The 18,081-nt window shown below is 70.6% G+C and carries 13 protein-coding genes and 1 pseudogene; 7 read left to right on the top strand and 7 right to left on the bottom strand.

Features of this window, described 5'->3' with window-relative positions; genetic code table 11:
- The first annotated feature begins 541 nt into the window (after window positions 1–541).
- From ACYVO6_RS09350 to dacB, 3 genes and pseudogenes are all read left to right on the top strand, one after another.
- Window positions 542–1,351: pseudogene (locus ACYVO6_RS09350) on the top strand (MerR family transcriptional regulator).
- Window positions 1,352–1,418: 67 nt separating this feature from the next.
- Window positions 1,419–1,883, top strand: coding sequence for a TIGR02611 family protein (locus ACYVO6_RS09345; protein WP_461059185.1), 465 nt, complete (start codon window positions 1,419–1,421; stop codon window positions 1,881–1,883).
- A gap of 765 nt (window positions 1,884–2,648) precedes the next feature.
- Window positions 2,649–3,983, top strand: a complete 1,335-nt coding sequence (dacB, locus tag ACYVO6_RS09340; protein ID WP_461059183.1) for a D-alanyl-D-alanine carboxypeptidase/D-alanyl-D-alanine endopeptidase — start codon at window positions 2,649–2,651, stop codon at window positions 3,981–3,983.
- 262 nt (window positions 3,984–4,245) lie between these two features.
- Here dacB and ACYVO6_RS09335 read toward each other — a convergent pair whose 3' ends face one another.
- From ACYVO6_RS09335 to ACYVO6_RS09320, 4 genes are read right to left on the bottom strand one after another with little or no spacing between them, the layout of a single operon-like run.
- A complete protein-coding gene (locus ACYVO6_RS09335; protein ID WP_461059181.1) occupies window positions 4,246–6,576 on the bottom strand; it encodes a transglutaminaseTgpA domain-containing protein in 2,331 nt (776 codons plus the stop codon).
- On the bottom strand, window positions 6,573–7,751 hold the full coding sequence (locus ACYVO6_RS09330; RefSeq protein ID WP_461059180.1) for a DUF58 domain-containing protein: 1,179 nt from the start codon (window positions 7,749–7,751) through the stop codon (window positions 6,573–6,575). The genes ACYVO6_RS09335 and ACYVO6_RS09330 overlap by 4 nt, the downstream gene beginning before the upstream one ends.
- Window positions 7,751–8,695 (bottom strand): AAA family ATPase, encoded by a 945-nt coding sequence (locus ACYVO6_RS09325; protein ID WP_461059178.1) that lies wholly within the window; start codon window positions 8,693–8,695, stop codon window positions 7,751–7,753. The genes ACYVO6_RS09330 and ACYVO6_RS09325 overlap by 1 nt, the downstream gene beginning before the upstream one ends.
- Window positions 8,692–11,061 (bottom strand): hypothetical protein, encoded by a 2,370-nt coding sequence (locus ACYVO6_RS09320; protein ID WP_461059176.1) that lies wholly within the window; start codon window positions 11,059–11,061, stop codon window positions 8,692–8,694. Before ACYVO6_RS09320 ends, ACYVO6_RS09325 begins: the two co-directional genes overlap by 4 nt.
- 147 nt (window positions 11,062–11,208) lie before the next feature.
- Here ACYVO6_RS09320 and ACYVO6_RS09315 point away from each other — a divergent pair, with 147 nt between their 5' ends.
- On the top strand, window positions 11,209–11,349 hold the full coding sequence (locus ACYVO6_RS09315) for a hypothetical protein (RefSeq protein ID WP_461059174.1): 141 nt from the start codon (window positions 11,209–11,211) through the stop codon (window positions 11,347–11,349).
- 170 nt (window positions 11,350–11,519) lie between these two features.
- On the top strand, window positions 11,520–12,722 hold the full coding sequence (locus ACYVO6_RS09310) for a serine hydrolase domain-containing protein (protein WP_461059172.1): 1,203 nt from the start codon (window positions 11,520–11,522) through the stop codon (window positions 12,720–12,722).
- Between the two features lie 210 nt (window positions 12,723–12,932).
- On the opposite strand, the gene ACYVO6_RS09305 is transcribed toward ACYVO6_RS09310, so the two are convergent.
- The 3 genes from ACYVO6_RS09305 to ACYVO6_RS09295 all read right to left on the bottom strand — a co-directional run bounded on the left by ACYVO6_RS09305 (window position 12,933) and on the right by ACYVO6_RS09295 (window position 15,327).
- Complete coding sequence (locus tag ACYVO6_RS09305) at window positions 12,933–13,853, bottom strand: hypothetical protein (RefSeq protein ID WP_461059170.1); 921 nt, start codon at window positions 13,851–13,853, stop codon at window positions 12,933–12,935.
- Between the two features lie 60 nt (window positions 13,854–13,913).
- Window positions 13,914–14,441 (bottom strand): peptidase inhibitor family I36 protein, encoded by a 528-nt coding sequence (locus ACYVO6_RS09300; RefSeq protein ID WP_461059168.1) that lies wholly within the window; start codon window positions 14,439–14,441, stop codon window positions 13,914–13,916.
- Window positions 14,442–14,802: 361 nt separating this feature from the next.
- Window positions 14,803–15,327 (bottom strand): peptidase inhibitor family I36 protein, encoded by a 525-nt coding sequence (locus tag ACYVO6_RS09295; protein WP_461059166.1) that lies wholly within the window; start codon window positions 15,325–15,327, stop codon window positions 14,803–14,805.
- A gap of 301 nt (window positions 15,328–15,628) precedes the next feature.
- Between ACYVO6_RS09295 and ACYVO6_RS09290 the strand changes: the two genes are divergently transcribed.
- Window positions 15,629–17,158, top strand: a complete 1,530-nt coding sequence (locus ACYVO6_RS09290) for a helix-turn-helix domain-containing protein (protein ID WP_461059163.1) — start codon at window positions 15,629–15,631, stop codon at window positions 17,156–17,158.
- A gap of 316 nt (window positions 17,159–17,474) precedes the next feature.
- Complete coding sequence (locus ACYVO6_RS09285; RefSeq protein ID WP_461059161.1) at window positions 17,475–18,071, top strand: TetR/AcrR family transcriptional regulator; 597 nt, start codon at window positions 17,475–17,477, stop codon at window positions 18,069–18,071.
- Window positions 18,072–18,081: the final 10 nt, after the last annotated feature.

The raw sequence follows: 18,081 nt of genomic DNA, 5'->3' as shown, positions 1-18,081 counted from the left end.
CAACTGATCACAGCGGACAGCAGAAAGGCCCAGGTTGATGACCTGGGCCTTGGCCGTGGAGCGGGTGACGAGAAGCGAACGCGACGGGACACTCGCCTGATCCGCTCATGGCGTGCCCAGTTGCCCCAGGTGGGAGCGCCGCAGGTATGCCGTCGCGGTCGCATATGGAAGTCGTCCTCATTCGCGGCCGTGGAGCTCGCACCGGAGTTCGGTGACTGCGGGCCGCGTCCGCGGACGTGGTGTACCGCCCCGTGGGGCGACCCCCAGGACGTACACGCATCACAGGCTCACGACACCTATCCCGCAGAAAGCGTGAACAGTGAGGGGGAGTGTGCCCATCAGGCGCTCAAGCGAGCGATGTGTGAACACGGCGGGGCGAAGTGCTCGCGCCGTGGGACCAGCACCCTCTGGGGCCCACCGCCGCGCCCGCCTCCGCAACACCACATCTGTGGACGCCACCTGACTGCGGCGATGCCCGCGAGCCAGTTGACCCTCTCCTTACGTCAGGCTTGAGGCTGGGGCAAGACGAAAGGGCAGGTGCATGGGCTACTCCGTGGGTCAGGTCTCATCGCTCGCCGGGGTAACCGTGCGTACGCTTCATCACTACGACAAGGCGGGGCTGCTCTCACCCAGCGCACGCAGCCACGCCGGCTACCGCCTCTACAGCGATGCCGACCTGGCCCGGCTCCAGCAGATCCTCTTCTACCGGGAACTGGGTTTCTCTCTCGACGAGATCGCCGCCATCCTCAAGGATCCCCAGGCGAATGCTCTGGAGCATCTACGAGCCCGGCAGCGGCAGTTGAGGGAGGAGATCGCCAGGCTGCAGCGGCTGGCCGAGGTGGCGGAACGGGCCATCGAGGTCCAGCGTACGGGGGTGTCGCTGACTCCCAGGGAACGCTTCGACGTATTCGGTGAGATCGCCTTCGACCTCAGCTACGCCACTGAGGCCCGGTTGAAGTGGGGGCATTCGGACGCGCATCAGGAGGCGATCGGGCGCGCGGCCGCCCACACGAAGGAAGACTGGCGGCGCCTCATGGGCGAGGCCGTCACCTGGCGCGCGGAGCTGCTCGCGGCCTTCGACGACGGAGAACCCAGCGACGGTGAGCGGGCCATGGACATCGCCGAGGAACACCGGCGGCACCTCACCCGCTGATTCACCCCTTGTCCGCCGGACATGCACCGGCGTATCGCGGACGACTTCGTCACCGACCCGCGCGCCTTCGCCCTCGTCGTACCGCCGTCGCAGCAACGCCCGGGCCTCGCCGCCTACCTGCGCGAGGCGGTCCACGCCAACGCTTTCCGCCGCGCTGGATCCGGTACCGACCCCCAGGAAGACCGAGAAGACCGATGAGAATCCTGATCGCCATGACCGGACCCGTGCGCCCTCGTCGGCCGGCACGCGCCCGCACCGGGGCGTCGTGTCTGCGGATCGCGATGCGGCAGCCGCGACGGCACGGGGCGCCGAGCCGGTGACGGGCGGGGGACGGGCCGGCGGGGGGAACGCGGACGACAAGCCACTCGGCTCCAGGGCGCCAGGGTTCGTCAGGCGCCACCGCGCTCTGCAGATGGGCTGGCGGATCGGTGTCTTCGTCGTCGGCCTGGCCGTCATTGTCACCGGCGTGATCCTGCTGCCGCTTCCAGGTCCCGGCTGGCTGGTGATCTTCGCCGGTATGGCCCTCTGGGGCACCGAGTTCGTCTGGGCGCAGCGAGTGCTGCGCTGGACCAAGCGCCGGGTCGCCGAGGCCGCCCGGCGCGCCATGGACCCGCGTGTCCGCCGTCGCAACGTGGCCCTGATCTCGGTCGGCGCCGCGGTCTGCGCCGCGCTGCTCTCCGTATATCTGTGGAAGTACGGCGCCGTCATGCCCTGGGACATCGGCGACTGAGTTCCGTACGCGGTTCCGTACGCGCGCGTTCACGCGCCTCTTCCTGACGTCGGCACGTCGGCGCAGCGGACCGGCGGCATCGTCCCCGGTCCCTGCCGCTCTCTGGTCCTGCGGGCCTCGGGCCCGGCGGCAAGCCGGACACTTCGTGTGGCCCGGTGTTCGCTGACCGTTCGCGAACTTCCTTATTGGCCAAGGCGGTTGGGCGGCGCGACGTAGGGTCAGCTCAGAAAACCACCGGTGGCCTTCGACGTCCGGTGTCCGGGACGCCATCATCCTGCCCCGCTCCAAGCGCTACGCCCACGACGGCGGTCCGCGCACTGCCCTGATCGTCAAGTACCCCGAGAATGGCGGGACTTGGCGCCCGCAGAGCCCGGCTCAGTCATCACCGCCCCCGTCACCCCCCTCGACTGCGACCGACCGTCCTCACCCTCGCGGGCGTCGACGTCCCGCGTACATGGAGGGCGGCTCTCTCACTGAGCGCGAGCGGCCGTCGTACGCCTTCGAAGGCCCACCCGGTCGTGCGGCGGGCGGCGCGTGTCACCACCTACGGCCCCGCGCCTCGCCGATCGACCCGGCCAGGGTCCTGGTGGCCACCGGGAGCCAGTCGCGGGAAACGGCAGGCGTCGACCGGGAAAACGGCCGCGCGCCACTTCTTCACAAAGAACCCGTCAGTAACAGAGGTCACTGCTGTTACTTTCTCTTTCAATATTCTCTGTTTCCCCTCACACCCCCCATCCCCCTATGCATCACGCACCGAGGCCCCCCATGCCCAGCTCCCCCTCTGCCCTCCGCGCGAGCGGTCGTCACCGCAAGACCAGGACGACGAACCCGGCACTCCGCCGAGCGGCCGTGATCGCGGTGACCGCCCCTGTCGCCGGGACGATCCTGGCCGGTACGTCCGCCTTCGCCGCCGACAAGACCAGCTCCAAGACCACCGTCGCCGAACTCGACCCCGTCGAGCAGAAGATCGCGGACAACCTGAACACGCGCAGCCAGGACGTACGCCTCGGCAGCAACCTCAGCGGTGTCGTCCTCGACGCCAAGTCGGACAACGTGATCTGGGGCCACAACGCGACCACCGCGCTGATGCCCGCGTCCAACACCAAGCTCGCCACCGCCACCGCCGCGCTGACGGTTCTCGGCCCCGACCACCGGTTCACCACGAAGGTCGTCTACGGCGACGGCACGCTCACCCTCGTCGGCGGCGGGGACCGCACGCTGACCACCGACGACCTCGACGCGCTCGCCAAGACCGCCGTGGCGGGGCTGAAGAACGCAGGTCTCACCTCGGTGAAGGTCCGTATCGACGACAGTCTCTTCCCCGAGCCCACGCTCGCCACCGGCTGGAACACCGGCTACTACCCGGATTCCATCGCACCGGTACGGGCGCTCGTGGTGGACTCGCACAATGTCACGGACACCTCCCTGGACGCCGGAGGTGTCTTCGCGGGGCTCCTCGCCGAGCGCGGCGTCACGGTCGACGGTGACGTCACCCGCGGCGTGGCCGGCACGGGAGACGTGCCCGTGGCCCAGCATGTGTCCGACAAGTTGTCCACCACCGTGAAGCACATGCTCAAGGTGAGCGACAACGACATCGCCGAGACGCTGCTGAGGCAGACCGCGATCGGCGCAGGCCGCCCGGCCACCTTCGAGGACGGCACGGCGGTCGTACGAGACGTCCTCAGCCGGTACGGCGTCTCGCTGGACAACTTCGAGATGCACGACGGCAGCGGGCTGTCCCGCTCCACCGGCATCCCGGCGCAGACCCTCGCCGACATCCTCGACCTGGCCACCGATCCGAGCCACAGCCAGACGCTGAAGTACATCGTGGACGGACTGCCCGTCTCGGGTGAGGCGGGAGCCACCCTGGGCCCCGAATTCGGCCGGTTCGACACCCCGGACTCGCAGTGCGCCGTCGGCCAGGTCAAGGCCAAGACGGGGACCCTCACCGGCGCCGTCGCCCTGAGCGGGCTGACGAAGGATCAGGACGGCCGCTGGAAGGTCTTCTCCTTCGTCGAGAACGGCTCCACGGCCAACGCGAACGACATCAAGGACGCCCTGGACGGCCTCGCCGCGACCGTCAACGGCTGCTGGAAGTAGGACGCCTGACGAGCCGTCGAGCCGACGAGCGGTCGGTCACGGCGGCCCACGGAGCGGAGCCATCAGGTCGTCGCTGTTCTTCCGCGCACTGGCCCGGGTCTTGGTCCGGGTCTGTGTCGGGTGGATGGAGCTGGCTCCTGCGGAGTGGCCCCGCTATGGCATTTCCAATGCCATAGCGGGGTTCATGTTCGCGAAGGCGGCGACCTGGCCCCCTACTGCCGGGGACATGAAGGATTCACGGGCCTGCCGCCCCGAAGGGCCGTCAAGTCCTCCGCCCGCGGCCCGGGGCCGCGGAGCGCAGGAGGCGGAGCAGACGGGTGCGGCGTGGAATGCGGCGCCGGACGGTCTCCTCGACCGCGTCGCAGTCTGCCCATGCGGCGTCGGCGGCTGCGGCGTCAGGTCTGCGGCCCGCGTACTCGACCTCGTTGACCAGTGTGGCCAGTGCCGGCAGGCGCCGACCCGCTCCGTCGCCCATGTGCTCCACGCCGAAGGCGGCGACCTCCTGCGCCGTGTGCGCTCCCGTGGCGGGAAGGCCGATCTCCGTGAGGCGTTCGATGATCTGCTGCCAGGCGCCGAGGACCCTGCGCCGCGCGTCCGGGTCGCCTCGCCGTCTGTTGCGCCTGTTGTACGGCAGCCACAGCGCGTACAGCACATATGCCGTGGCGAGCAGGAGCAGTGCGAGAGGAACCGTGAGCCACATGGGTAGAGGGGAGTCGGACGCATCCCCGGCGGCGGGGGCTGCCTCATCCGGCGTGCGCGGGGGCGTCGACGGCCGCGCCGGTTCGGTGGTCTCCCGGTCCGCCTTCTGACGTTCCTCGGGTTCCTGAGCCGATGCGGCCAAGGAGCCGCCCTGCGCGGCCTCGCCGGGCGTCGGGTGGAACGGTACCCAGCCGACACCGGTGAACTTCACCTCCGGCCAGGCCAGCACGTCCCGTCCCTGTACCTGCCAGGTGCCGGAGCCGGTCCGCGTACCCGGGCGGAACCCCACGGCCACCCGGGTGGGAAGGCCCAGGGCGCGCGCCAGTACCGCGAACGAGGCGGCGAACTGCTCGGACGTGCCGCGCCCGCCGTCCGCCAGGAAGAACTCCAGGCTGCGGTAGGTGTGGCCGGGCAGCGCCCCGGGGTCGAGCCGGTAGGTCGCGCGCAGCCAGTCGGCCAGTCGCACGGCTCGCTGGTACGGGTGGGTGCTGCCCTGGGTCACCCGTTCGGCGATCTTCCTGAAGGACCGCACGGAGGGGAGCGGCTGCCCGGCCGCGTCGATGCCGGGGAGGTCCACCCGTGCCGGGTCGTCGGCGGCAGCCGCGTACCGCAGCCGCTCGGCGTCGTACACGGGGAGGTGCGAGGTCGCGGTGTAGGTGAAGCCGCGCGGGACCGCCTCTCCCGTGGAGAGCACTCCGCTGTCCGGGGCGACGGACAGGGAGGTGCCCTCGGGCGTGCTCACGGACGAGGGCCGGTCGGCGGCGGGGAGCCAGATGCCGGGCAGCGACTGCACGGTGAAACGCTGTTCGAGCGTCTTGGTACGGCCCGGGTCGGCGCCCTTCTCCGCCGGGACCCGGCCACCGGTACGGGTCAGCCCGGCGCTGCTGGTCCATGTCGTCCCGTCGTATCGGTCGAGGACCGCCAGCCGGTAGTTCCCGGGTGCCGCACCTGAAGTCCGTACGGTGAAGACCTTCTCGTCGCCGTTGCGCATCCAGGCCGCGACCTGGTCCAGCGGGCTGGTCGACTCCGGCCGCACGGTCGGCGGCGTGACCGCCTCCCGAGGGGCGTAGGGGGTGCCGAGACCGGGAAGGTGCGGGCCCAGCAGCGCCGCGACGAGTCCGAGCGCGGCCACGGCGGGCAGCCGGAGCGCCATGGCACGCAGCGGGAGCCGGGCCCGTGAACGCACCAGTACCAGCAGCGCCGTGGCCCCGGCCAGCGCCCCGGCGGCCGGGTACGACGATCCCGGGCCGTCCGCGCCGAGCACCAGCGGGAAGCCGAAGGCGAGGACCGGGGGGAGGGCCGGGAGCAGCGGGGCGCGGGTGCGCAGGGCGAGTTCCGCGGAGACGGCGGCGGCCGTCCATACGACGGCGTGCGGCAGCACCAGCAGCTCGGGCTCGCCGGGCGCGGGCAGGATGGTGGAGAGCAGCGTGTGCGGGGCGTCGAGCAGCGCGGACCACGCGGCGCGCAGCGCGGGCCCGCCGGGCAGCCCGTCGCTCACCTCGTGGAACAGCGTCGCGCTGACGACGACGGCCCATGCGACAACGGTCAGCAGCGCGGACGGCCAGAGCGGCATGGTGGGGCGGCCCTCGCGGGTGGGGCGGCGGCCGAGCAGACCCGACAGCACCGCCGACAGGACGACCGGGGCGAACACAGCCACCACCAGCACCGGAAACAGCTCGGACGGCGGGAAGATCCGGGCGAACCCGTACCCAGCCGCGCCGGACATGGCGGCCACGGGCAGCAGCGACCACAGCCGTCGGGCCCGGTCCGGCTCCCCGGCGTCCCCTGTGGTGCCGCTCGCCCGCGCAGGCGCCGTCGGGTCCGGGTCCGGTCCGTCGCCTTGGCGTGGTGGGGAGACCGCGGGGACGGTACGGGTGAGGGCGGGGATGCTCACCGCACGGCCTCCCGGCGCCATCCGGCCAGCAGTTCGTCCAGCGACGTGACGCGCAACTGCGGTACGTCCAACTGCGGTACGTCGGAACCGGGGCCGGACACATCGCGCGTGGCCGCGGCTTCAGCGCCAACGCCGACGCGCAGCATGGTCACGCGGTCGAAGCGGCGCCGTAGCCGGTCGACGGCACTGAGCCCCCGGGTGTCGCCGTTGCCGGTGACGACGACCAGCGCCCCGCCCCCGCGGTGGTTCTCCAGGCCGTCGAAGGCGGCGGCCACGGACGTCAGGTCCGAGCGGCGTACGACGGCCAGCGCGTCCAGGAGCGCCTCGCCGTCGTTGCCCGAGCCGTCGGTGTGCAGGAGCGGTCCCGCCTCGCTGACCAGGTGTACGGGGAAGTGGGAGCGGGCGGCCGCGTACGCGACGGAGGCCGCGCAGTCCACGGCCAGCTCGAAGTCGTCCTCCGAGGCGTAGGCACGCTGCCGGGTGTCGAGCACGAGTGTGGTGTGCGGGAGCGAGACATCGACCATCTGACGGACCATCAGAGTGCCGGTGCGGGCCGTCGACCGCCAGTGGACCCGTCGCAGGTCGTCGCCGAGGACGTACTCGCGCAGCGCGTGGAAGGTCAGCGAGCCGTCGTCGGCACTGTCGGAGGCCGGGCCCTCCACATGGTGTGCCTGCCCGGACGGCAGCACGGGCAGCGGGCAGATCCGGGGCCGTACGAGCAGCGTGTCCGAGGCACCGTACGGGCGCATGCGGCGGGCGAGCCCGAGGGGGTCGGTGCGTTCCAGCCGCAGCGGCCCCACCGGGACGCGGCCGCGGCGGGCGGTGGGCAGCGCGTACCGCAGTTCGTGGGCCGTACCCGGGCGCAGCGGCGGTACGTCGACGGTGATGTCCCGGTCGCCGCACCGGTCGACGGCGCGCAGGCCCCGCCGGGTGCGGCCCCCGGTGTTGGTGAGAGTGACGACGCCCTCGGCGGGATCGCCCCGGCCCACCCTGCTCGGCGCGATCCGCCGCTCGGCGCCCAGTACGGGGGCGGGCAGAGCCCACAGGACGGCGACGGCGACGGCGAGCAGACAGGTCACGCCGAGCGCCGCGGCCTCGCCGTACCCGAGCGCGTAACCGAGGGCGGTCAGCGCCACACCGCCGATCAGCGTGCCCCACCCGGTGGCCGTCAGCATCAGACGCGTGCCCCGCTGCCCAACTCCACCGTGGCCAGCACTTCTTCGATCACGTCCGTGCCGGTGCGGCCGCTCAGCTCGGCCTCCGGGGTGAGGATCAGCCGGTGCGCGAGGACGGGCCCGGCCAGCGCCTTGACGTCCTCGGGGAACACGTACGGCCGGGACTGCGAGGCCGCACGCACCCGGACCGCGCGCAACAGGGCGACGGAGCCGCGCGGCGAGGCACCGAGGCGTACGTCGGGAAGGGAACGGGTCGCCGCCACCACCCGCACCAGGTAGTCGTACAGCGCGTCGGCCACCTGCACCTCGGCGGCGGCCTCGATGAGCTCCGCGATCTCCCGGGCGGTGGCGACGGGGGACAGCGACTCGGGGGTGGTGTCGGCGCCCGCCCCTTTGAGGACCGCGACCTCGGAGGCGTGATCGGGGTAGCCGACGGTGATCCGCATGAGGAAGCGGTCGAGTTGGGCTTCCGGCAGTGGATAAGTGCCGCCCATGTCCACCGAGTTCTGGGTGGCGAGCACCATGAACGGGCGGGGCACCGGGTGAGTGGTGCCGTCCGCGGTGACGCGGCGCTCCTCCATGACCTCCAGCAGCGCGGACTGGGTCTTGGGCGAGGCGCGGTTGATCTCGTCGCCGAGCACGATGTTGGCGAAGACCGGGCCGGGGAGGAACTCGAACGCGCCGGTGTTCTGCCGGTAGACGGTGACGCCGGTGATGTCGGAGGGCAGCAGGTCCGGGGTGAACTGCACGCGCGCGAAGTCCGCCTCGATGGAGGCGGCGAGGCAGCGGGCGAGGGTGGTCTTGCCGGTGCCGGGGACGTCCTCGATCAGGAGGTGGCCTTCGGAGAAGAGGCAGGTGAGGGCGAGTTCGATGGTGTCTCGTTTGCCCTTGACGACGCGTTCTATGTTGTCGGCGAGGGCGTGGAAGGTTTCGGCGAAGGTCATTCGCATTCCCAGATGTCGGGGTTGGAACGGGAGTTCACGAAGGCGTCAAAGGTGTACCCGGTGACGGCAGCGCCGGTCTCGGGGTTGCGGTAGGTGTGGTAGGCCCAGACATCAGTTGTCACATCGCCGTACGTTATTTCTTTGCCCCGCACCTTGCAGTGGACGACGGTGACCACGTCCGGTCGCCCGCCGGGCATCCTGCCTGCCGTGGTGCCCGCCGGCGGGAACGGCGAGTCGCGGATGATGACGGGGTCGGTGTTGGCCATGTTGTTCACGATCGTCATCTGCTGATCGGGCGGGGTCAGATCGATCAACTCCACCGCCGACGCGCCCGATCCGGCGGCGTTGCCCGCCATCACCGCCACGTTGGTTTTGGTGTAGTTCCTCATGTTCCTGTACGTGTGCCTGAGTTCGGCGGTCTCCGCCGTCCCGTCGGGCCCATTGAGTGTGTACGTCACCGAACCACTGGCGTCCTGAGGTGGTTGCCAGGTCACCGTGCCGCCGTGGCCGCCCTGGTGGGGGGTGAAGGTGACGTTCTGCGGTGCCCCCGGGGCGATGCAGGGGCGGGCGAAGGCTGAGGGGGCAGACTCCTTGTCCGGCTTGCCTCCGGAGTATTCCGCGACGACGGTGAAGCTGTACTGCTCCTCGCACGACCCGCCCTTGACCTCGAAGACGAACGGGCCGTCGGGGCCGATCTCGTCCGGGGTGACGGTCTGGTCCGGCGCCGCTCCCTTGAGCACATAGCGCTGCGGGGTCGCGCCCAACGCCTCGGCGAAGGTGAGCCGGATGGCGCCCGACTGCGACTCCGCCTGCGGTGCTCCCGGCGCCCCGGGCTCCTGGTCCGGCGGGGGTGAGGTCCCCGTCTCCGTCGGATCGGGCCCGGGCGTCTCCGTGCCCTGCCCCGGCACCGGCGTCTCTCCGGACGGGCCGCCGGAAGCACCGTCGGAGGGGGCGCCCGAGGCGGGGGCACCCGGTACCGGAGCCGTCCCGCCCGGGGCAGCCACCTGGGGCGGAACCGGCGCGGCGGGGACGCCCGTCGGGACGCTGTCCTCGACCGACCTGTCCCCGGGCTTCCGCGCGGACGGCACATCCGTCTCGTACTTGCCGATGTGCCGGACCTCGCCGTCGGCGTTGATCACCGCGGCGGCCGCACCGTCCTGGTCATTCACCCACAACAGGCCGTCGCGTACGAAGAGTTCGAGCTCACCCGCCCCCTTGGTCACCTGTACCGGTTCGGCGAGCGTGGAGAGGGAGGTGTCGTACACCAGCAGCCTGCCGGTGGACTCGTCGGGTATGTAGACCCGCTTGCCCAGCAGTTGGGGTGCTCCCAGGTCGTGGCCTTCCGCCGGCACGCGGGCGCGCAGCGTGTGCCTGCTGCGGACGTCCGTCATCACCAGCTCCCCGCTGCCGGTGGCCAGCACCGGCACCACGGAGCCGTCGGTGCTCGTCGGCACCAGGAGACCGGCAGGGGCCGACCCGGCGCTCGCACCGTCGAGTTCAAAGGTGCTCTGCATGCCCGTGACCGTCAGCACCTTCATCGCGGCGGCGGTCCTGTCGGTCACCACGGGTCGGCCGCCGGCCAGGGTCAGCGCCAGATCGTGGCCCGCTTCGGCCACCTTGATCGCCGTGCCCTTCCGGCCCTTGACGAACGGCACCACCGTGCCCTTGTCCGGCAGCGGCACCCACAGCGTGCCTTCCCCGTCCACCACGGCGGCTCCCGGCTTCCCACCCAGTTCCACGGCCGGGCCCTTGGCCGTCGTCATCGCCGGGTCGATCCGCTGGACGGTGCCCTTCGCGGGGTCGACGACATACGCGTACGCACCGCCGGAGACCAGTTGCAGCCCGGCCGCACCGTAGTCCGTGGACTGTTCGGCGGTCAGCTGGGAGGCGTCGATCCGTACGACCCGGCCGGTCTGCTCGTCCAGTACCAGAGTGGTCCTGCCATCCTGCGCGACCGAGACCGGGTGGCCCGCCATCCCGGCCGGCAGGACGGCCTTGCCGTCCACCGCGCCGGTCAGGCCGTGGGCGTGGGCGACCTCGCCCTTCTCGCTGCTGGCCAGCCAGGCGCCGATGTCGGCGAGCTCGGGCCTGGTGCCGGACGCGCCGGCTCCGACGGCGAGCGAGGTACCGATGAGCGCGCCGACCGCACCGATCGCTATGTAACCGGTGACGCGGTTGCCGGTCGGCCGCAGCCTCGCCCAGGCGACCGCGGCCAGTGCCGCACAACGCTGTCGGAGCTGTCGGAGCTGTCGGAGCTGTCGGAGCTGTCGGAGCTGTCGGACCCCCGGCCGCCCGGGAGCGGGCATCCCGGTGTTCGCGGTGAGGCCGCGCGGACGCGGGCCCGGCGTCCCGTTCTCCCCCGGCATCCCTGCCCCCCGTGCCGATACCCAAATCTGCTCGCTGGCAGGCTAGTTGACGATTGGAGAGGTGTCAGTGGCAACAAGGACCCGAGATGCGGTCGTGATCCGGATCCGGCCATGCCCGGAACTCCGAAGCCGCCTGGTCACCCCCGTATGACCGACCAGGCACCCGCCGAGGTGTCCACGTCGGCCCTCGGCCCGGACCGTGCCGCCGACGGCGAACTGGCCGAAGAATGGATCGCTTCGGACATGGAGACGTTGAGGCGGCAGCTCAGGGGCGGATCCGATGTGTGACGCCCATGCGGATCATGAACGCAGCCAGAGTCGGATCGCAGCGACGGTAACCGTGCCGTGGACGCATCGAGCACGTCGAATGATGTACGGGACTCCTTAGGGTGTCTCCCCGAGCGGATCCCGGGTTCTCCCCGATGGTGCGTGGATCGCGCAGTTGGTGAGCTTGTCGCATGAGTGATCTCCGATTGTCTCGTCGTCTGCTCGTCGCCCTCATCGTCATGGGCACGCTCGCCGCAGTTACTCCCACCACCGCCGATTCGCCCCACCGTGCTCCTCCCCGCTTACACGCGAAGACCCAGGCTGTGCTGAATGAGATCGTCGCGCAGGGCACCCCCGGAGTCGTCGCCCAGGTGCGCGATGCCGACGGGGTGTGGAACGGCCGGGCGGGTGTCGGCGACCTCGCTGTCAGGCATCCGCGCAGCACCCACGAGAAGTTCCGCATCGCCAGCGTGACGAAGACCTTCACCGCCACGGTGCTCCTCAAGCTCGAAGCCGCCGGAAGGCTGTCGCTGGACGACAGTGTGGAGAAAAGGCTGCCCGGGGTGGTGCGCGGCAAGCGCTACCGGCCCGAGAACATCACCGTGCGGCATCTGCTCAACCACACGAGCGGGATCTTCGACTACAACATGGACGAGGGATTCCGCGCCAAGTACGCGGGGGACGAGTTCGACAGGAACCGTCACACCAAGTGGTCCCCTTCAGAGCTGCTGGCCATCGCGCTCGCCCACCCGCCCAACTTCCAGCCGGAGCGAGGCAGCAGGCCCGGCAAGCCCGGTGAGTGGGACTACTCGGACACCAATTACATCCTCGCCGGAATGATCATCGAGAAGGCCACCGGCGACACCTACAAGGATGCGGTCGAGCGCCTCATCATCCAGCCGCTCGCCCTGCACGGCACCAGCGTGCCGGGCACCTCGCCCAAACTGCCGTCACCGCACGCGACGCACTACTCGACCCTTTTCGAGGAGGGGCCGCACGCAAAGGTGCGTGACGTCACCGAGTTCAGCCCCACGGTGGCCTTCTCGGCCGGGCAGATGATCTCGACCGTCGGAGACGTGAACCTCTTCCTGTCCAAGCTGCTGGGCGGCGAGCTGCTTCCCGCCGCCCAGCAACGGGAGCTGCTCGACGCCGTCCCTGTCGACGGAGACAAGGGGCACGGCGGTCCGGAGGACGTCTACGGCCTCGGTATCCGGCAGTTCAAGCTCAAAGCGGGCTGCTCGGCCTGGGGCCACGGCGGCATGATCCCCGGATCCGGGACCCGGACGGTGGCCTCGGCCGACGGCCGACACGTCCTGACCATGAACCGCAACAGCGACTGGGGTGAGCAGAAACTGGAGGACGCGGCCGTCGAGGCCGAGTTCTGCGCAGGCTGAGTGGTCGAGTCATCGAGGATCGTGTATGCCGGGCCGGGGCAAGCGGCGGGGCCTCAACTCCGGGAATGGGCAGCGCCGGTTGCCCGCTGCCCTCCGGCTGCTTTGCGCTCGGCACCGCTCCCGGTCGCCGAACCGGGCGCCGTGGGATGTGGGCGGGAGGTTCGGTTCCGCCGGGATTGTTCCTCGCTTCCCGGCGGGACCGAACACGCTCTACGAGGCTGCTCGCCGGAGTGCCTGCTGCCTGAGCTGCCATACTCCCTCCAGCCGCGACAGCGTCGTTGCGGGCTGCTGTCGTAGGAAGGCTGCACGCCGGGCCGCAAGCGTGGAGCGCAGGCCGCTCTTGGCGTCGCAGCGCCGGTCCGCCGTGGCGGCCGCGCGCTGTTCGCGGTCGAGCGAGGCGGGGTTCGTGCCCTGGGCGGCCTTGGTCCGGAGCGACTGGATCAAGGCCGCGGGGGTCTGCGCCTTCCTTCCGTCCGTCACCATGCACCGCTGCCACCGGCCAAGCGCCGCCTGATACTGCCGATCGTGGGCCAGAGACGTGTCGAAGAGTTCGTTCACGTCCTGCGGCACGAGGACGTCCTCGAACGCGGCGCGAACACTGCCGTACAGGTGGGCCTGGGTCTGGGCCGAGCAGCCCCCGGTGGCGTAGCTGCCCTTGTCGCCGCTGGGGAGTGTCAGGGGGGCCGCCTGGTCGGCTGGCCCGTTGAGGGCGGTGACATAGCGGTCCCGTTCGGCGGGGGGCAGGGAACGCACGTACTGGTCCTGCGCGGGTGCGTCCCCGTCGTCCGCCGTCGGGGAGATCCCGTAGTGGGGCGGCGAGCTGGATCCGAGTACGTCGGCCGTGGTGACCCCGGCCGACGGCTCCGGGCCCGCGCTCGTGATCAGGTACCGCAGGCCCAGCTTCCGCATGCACTGCTGATCCAGCAGCTGCTGGGCGTTGAACAGCCGCCAGCGCTGCTGCTTCGCGGTGGCGTCGTTGGTGAGTACTACGGCCGCGCGCTCGAGTGTCTGCGCCGAGGGCGCCGCGGGGTCCGGGCGGGAAGCCGGGCCCGCGGCGCATCCGGCGACGCAGATCAGGGCCGCGGCCAACGCGATCACGGAGAGCACGGTTGCCGTTTCACGGACGGTCATCCGTCGCGAAGGGTGGTTCATGATCAGCCTGCCAGTCATCTGTTCGCCGGTCGGGACGGTTCAGTAGTGGCAGTCCGATCTCCACTCGTTGCTGGAGATCTTGTCGTTGATGTTTACCGCTGGGTCGCCGTCCCAGTGCACCTGGGTGAAGTAGGGGTGGCGCCAGCCCTTCGGGAGGCAACGTGAATGGCCGTAGTAACCCGGTTCATCCCAGACAACGACGCCCATGCCGCTCGTGCCGTTGTTGAAGCCCGACGAGGCGCAATTGGACCAGGTGCCCGACTGACAAGCGGACTGGTAGAAACTGCCCCAGCCGGGGTTGGAGTCCTTGAACTGGCCCCTGGGCCCTTGGTAGTTGCCGTCGACCCAGACGCAGAAGTACGTCAGCGGACAGTCGGTCCAGGCCTGCGGCGAGACATCGGCCGAGTCGCTCCTCTGCCCGGGATCTGCAGTGGCGGCCTCGGCGGCGACCGGCGACGAAGCCTCCCGGTCGAGGTCGGACGCCTGCGCGGCGCCGGGTAGGGCGGCCAGGGTCAGGGCGGTAAGCCCCACGGCCGCCACAGCGGTGGTGATTCTGGTCCAGATCACTGGTTTTCCTTCGCTGTCGTGGTGGTGTCGGCTCGTTGGTGGCCCGAAGAGCTCGCGAGCGGCGTGCGCCGGGCAGGGCTTGTTACGGACCACCTGCTCTTGGTACTGCGGCTCCCGCAACCGTGCGTCGTGGTGCCGGTCGGGGTGGCGGGCGGTGGTGGCACGGCTGTTGGCGTGCCCACTCGCTTCGGCGCGGCCGCGCGTACTTCGTGTTGCCGATGCGCTGAGGTGTCAGGCGCCGATCGGTGGTTGAGCGGCCAACGCGATCATGAAGAGCACGGTTGCCGCTTCACGGACGGTCATCCGTCGCGGAGGCGGTTCAGATCAGCCTGCCAGTCACCTGGTCGCCGGTCGGGGCGGTTCAGTAGTGGCAGTCCGAGCGCCACTCGTTGCTGCCGATCTTGTCGTTGATGTTCACCGTCGGGGCGTCGTCCCAGTGCACCTGGGTGAAGTAGGGGTGGCGCCAGCCCTTCGGGAGGCAGCGTGAATGGCCGAAGTAACCCGCGTGCTCCCAGACAACGACGCCCATGCCGCTCGTGCCGTTGTTGAAGCCCGACGAGGCGCACCAATGCCAGGTGCCCGTCCGACAAGCGGACTGGTGGAAATCGTGCCAGCTGCCGTTGGTGTCGCGGAACTGGCCCCTGGGCCCTTGGTAGTTGCCGTCGACCCAGACGCAGAAGTACGTCTGCGGGCAGTCGGTCCAGGCCTGCGGCGAGACATCGGCCGAGTCGCTCCTCTGCCCGGGATCTGCAGTGGCGGCCTCGGCGGCGACCGGCGACGAAGCCTCCCGGTCGAGGTCGGACGCCTGCGCGGCGCCGGGTAGGGCGGTCAGGGTCAGGGCGGTAAGCCCCACGGCCGCCAGAGCGGTGGTGATTCTGGTCCTCATCACTGGTTCTCCTTGGGTGTGTTGTGTGGCGGGCAGGGACGACGCGCCGGTGCGGGCGCACTCGGCTGCGACGACGGCCGACGGCCGGCCCACGGGTGTCTGCCGGGAGCGAGCCCCTGGCCTGTTCCCGAGCCACGCCGACGCTGGCAGGACGCTCCGGAGCCTGGCAACGAATCGCCGCCCGGTGGGATGCTGGGACGCCGAAACGCGTGGTGACCTTGTACTTCAGTTGACCTGCTGGGACACCGGTGGGACAGAGCAACGGCACGGCACGACAGCGGGTGCCGAGGGGGAAAGGGAAATGGGATCGCAACCCGTGGAGTTCGACGAGTTCGCGGCCTGTCTGCGGGCGCTCAAGGAACGGGCCGGCCTCAGCTACGGGGCGCTGGCCCGGAAGACCCGCATCAGCAGCTCCAGCCTGCACCGGTACTGCTCCGGCTCGTACGTCCCGCAGGACTACGGGTCGGCACACCGGTTCGCCACGGCCTGCGGGGCGTCACCGGAGGAGCTGCGCCGATTACACCGGCTCTGGGCCCTGGCGGACGCCGCGCGGGAGCCCGACCGGGGCGCGGACGCGGATCCGGGGCGGGACCCGGGCGTCGACCCTGGCGGCGGTCAGGGTGCCGATCAGGACGGGAACCACGGATCGGACCCAGACCCGGCCTCGGACCCGATCGCCGTACCCGCCCCGCGTCCGCCCTGGCACCGCAGGACGTCGCGGTCTCTGATCCTGATCGCGCTCGTCCTGGCGCTGGGGGCCACGGCATGGGCGATCGCGGCCGTGTCCGCAACCGGATCCGCCGCCGGCGACGGAACCGCCGACGACGAGGAACGCCTGCTGTTCTCGGCGGCCTGCGCAGAGCCGGTGAGACTGGGGCAGCGCGGCACCTGCGTATGGGAGGTGCAGCGGCTCCTGGCCCGAGCCGGGGCCGAGCTGGACGTCGACGGCGATTTCGGCCCGCAGACCCTGCGTCGGGTGACCGCCTTCCAGGCGCTGTCGCACATCGACGCCAACGGGGTGGTCGGCGAGGAGACGAAGAAGGCGCTCTACGCTCCGAAGATCCAGATGGACACGTGGGTGCCCGAGAAGGTTCGGCAGCGGGTCCGCGAAGTTTTCCGCAAAACGCCTGACCGTGCGATCGCCGTCGCCGACTGCCAGTCGTTCCTCGATCCGCTTCACATTGTGCCGAACGCCAATGGCACTCGGAACTGGGGCGTTTTCCAGATCTCCGATGCCGGGTTACGGAAACTCGGCGGCACACCCCGTGATGCGATGGACCCGGAGTGGAACATCCAGGCCGCCCACCGCCTGTGGAGCCGAGCGAATGGCTTCGGTGACTGGGCGCACTGCGAGCGCGCGGCCTCTCCCGAAGCCGTCGGACCGGCCCTGGTGCAGGCGGTCGGCGGCCGGTCGTCAGCACCGGCACCGGACGCCTCCTCGTCTCCGGCGTCCGCGACTACCGCCTGCCCGACGCCGGGGCAGCGGTTCAAGACGCCCACCCACGACCGGGTGTACCTGGTCGGCCCCGGCAGCCGTCTGTACTACATCCCCGACGCGACCGTCTACTTCAACCTCTGGGACGACTGGAACGGCGTCGCCGTTGTCAGCGGCAGTGTCTTCGCGGACTGCGCATGGGACGAAGCCCGCGAGCTGGCCAATGCGTTCCTGGCCAAGACGAGCGGCAGCTCGCGGGCCTACATCTGGGACGCGTGGTACGGCTACCGCTGGATCACGAACCGGACCGTCTTCAACAAGTACGGGTTCTCGGAGGCGAAGATCCAGACACGGTCCTCCCTGTCCCCCATCAGCGGCGACACCGGGTGGCGGTGAGCGGGCGTCCGGTGCCCGCTCTGAAGGGCACGGAAACGTCATTCGGCCCCGCCGAGGGCTCTCATGGGTGATCAGTGCTGTGAGTGCCATGAAACGGCAGGTCAGCGGCGTGTTTCGGTAGTGGGAGTGGCGATTGAGCGGCACTCGTCCAAGCGCTCAGTGTCGCACTGGACGGCGCGGCCGTGTCCTGACCCGGCGGCCGGGCGGTGGCGCGGTGGCGCAGTTTGACCGGAGGCTACCTCCGGTTTATGCTCGACTTCATGCGGAGGTATCCTCCGTTTTGTCGGCCGCAGGGTCATATGAGGCAGGAGGGCGTATGGGCGCCAGGGAGCAGCAGGGGCGCCGGCCCCGTGCGGACGTCCAGCGCAACCGTGCGGCCCTCCTGGAAGCGGCGCAGCGTCACTTCCTGAGGTATGGGGTCGGCACGTCTCTGGAGGCGGTGGCCAAGGAGGCGGGCGTCGGGCCCGGCACGCTGTACCGGCACTTCCCCACCCGGGAGGCGCTGCTGGCGGCCGTGCTGCAGACGCGCTCCGAGGAGCTGGTGGCCCGCCGGGCGGACATCGCCCAGCTCGGTGACGCCTCTGAGGCGCTGCGGCAGTGGCTGCGGGCGATGGAGGAGTACTTCAGCGCCTTCAGCGGCCTGCCGGAACCGCTCATGGCCGCGGCCAGGGCGCAGGAGCCGGACAACCCGCTCACGCTGCCCTGCGACACCCTCACCGCCGCCACCGACGAGTACGTGCGGGCCGCGCAGCACGCGGGGCACGTGCGCCCGTCGGTGAAGGGGTACGACCTGTTCCTCGCGGCGATTTCCGTCGCCTGGATCAGCGGCACCGGCGCCACCGACGAGGAGTCGCTCGGCCGTCTCCGCACGCTCATCGAAAGCGGCTACCGCGAGCGGGACAACGAGGCGTAGGCCACCGGCC

This window comes from Streptomyces pseudoechinosporeus (genome assembly GCF_054783935.1).
Note: the sequence above shows the minus strand (reverse complement) of the source record. Positions and strands in the feature narration are given on the sequence as shown.

What these genes read in the sequence shown, in the direction of transcription:
- ACYVO6_RS09305 (WP_461059170.1), bottom strand. Translation starts at nt 13,853, where the DNA reads ATGACCGTCCGTGAAACGGCAACCGTGCTCTCCGTGATCGCGTTGGCC.
- ACYVO6_RS09315 (WP_461059174.1), top strand. Translation starts at nt 11,209, where the DNA reads ATGACCGACCAGGCACCCGCCGAGGTGTCCACGTCGGCCCTCGGCCCG.
- ACYVO6_RS09290 (WP_461059163.1), top strand. Translation starts at nt 15,629, where the DNA reads ATGGGATCGCAACCCGTGGAGTTCGACGAGTTCGCGGCCTGTCTGCGG.
- ACYVO6_RS09325 (WP_461059178.1), bottom strand. Translation starts at nt 8,695, where the DNA reads ATGACCTTCGCCGAAACCTTCCACGCCCTCGCCGACAACATAGAACGC.
- ACYVO6_RS09295 (WP_461059166.1), bottom strand. Translation starts at nt 15,327, where the DNA reads ATGAGGACCAGAATCACCACCGCTCTGGCGGCCGTGGGGCTTACCGCC.
- dacB (WP_461059183.1), top strand. Translation starts at nt 2,649, where the DNA reads ATGCCCAGCTCCCCCTCTGCCCTCCGCGCGAGCGGTCGTCACCGCAAG.
- ACYVO6_RS09320 (WP_461059176.1), bottom strand. Translation starts at nt 11,061, where the DNA reads ATGCCGGGGGAGAACGGGACGCCGGGCCCGCGTCCGCGCGGCCTCACC.
- ACYVO6_RS09330 (WP_461059180.1), bottom strand. Translation starts at nt 7,751, where the DNA reads ATGCTGACGGCCACCGGGTGGGGCACGCTGATCGGCGGTGTGGCGCTG.
- ACYVO6_RS09310 (WP_461059172.1), top strand. Translation starts at nt 11,520, where the DNA reads ATGAGTGATCTCCGATTGTCTCGTCGTCTGCTCGTCGCCCTCATCGTC.
- ACYVO6_RS09285 (WP_461059161.1), top strand. Translation starts at nt 17,475, where the DNA reads ATGGGCGCCAGGGAGCAGCAGGGGCGCCGGCCCCGTGCGGACGTCCAG.